This window comes from Microbacterium sp. H6 (assembly GCF_003314775.1).
GTDB lineage: Bacteria > Actinomycetota > Actinomycetes > Actinomycetales > Microbacteriaceae > Microbacterium > Microbacterium oxydans.
The window spans coordinates 1,856-2,629 of sequence record NZ_QOAY01000180.1 but is presented as its reverse complement, the minus strand read 5'-3'; the positions used below and the strand labels follow the sequence as shown (position 1 = coordinate 2,629).

Annotated in this window: 1 protein-coding gene; it reads left to right on the top strand. The window is 72.1% G+C overall.

Annotation, left to right across the window (positions count from 1 at the left end):
• The coding region (ccsB, locus tag DSP71_RS11550; RefSeq protein ID WP_113681154.1) for a c-type cytochrome biogenesis protein CcsB at positions 1-774 on the top strand (774 nt) is incomplete at both ends.

The window sequence follows — 774 nt, the reverse complement described above, 5'->3', positions numbered from 1 at the left end:
CACACCCACCGCCCCCGCCCCCGACACCGCACCCGGTGCCGCCGCTGCCCCGGGGGGCGGACGGGGGGCGGGGAAGGCGGCGCGGGTCGGGTTCGTGTTGACCGTGCTGGGCTGGGTGTTCCATCTTGCCGGGGTGGTGCTGCGCGGGGTCGCCGCGGACCGGGTGCCGTGGGCGAACATGTTCGAGTTCTCCCTCACCGGCACCGCCCTGATCATCGCCACCTTCCTGGCCGTGTCGCTGCGGGTGCGGCTGGCGTACCTGGGCAGCGCCGTGCTCGGGCTGACCGTGCTGCTGCTCGGCGTCGCGACGGTCAGCTTCTACGTCCCCGTCGTCCCCCTGATGCCCGCCCTGCAGTCCGGGTGGCTGGTCATCCACGTGCTGGTCGCGCTGCTGGCGACCGCGTTCTTCGGGCTCGCGTTCCTCGTCTCCCTCACCTACCTGCTCACCACCCGCCGCCGCGGCCTCCCCTCCCGGCTCACCCGGCTGCGGGACAGTCTGCCCGGGCCGGAGGATCTGGACCGACTCGCATACCGGCTGACGATCGTCGGGTTCATCCTGTGGACCTTCACCCTGATCGCCGGGGCGATCTGGGCCGGCCGCGCCTGGGGCAGGTTCTGGGGGTGGGACGTGAAAGAGGTGTGGACGTTCATCATCTGGGTGCTCTACGCCGGATACCTGCACGCCACCGCCACCCGCGGCTGGGCCGGCACCCGCGCCGCCTGGCTGTGCATCGTCGGCTTCGCCGCCGTGCTGTTCAACTTCGGCGTCGTCAA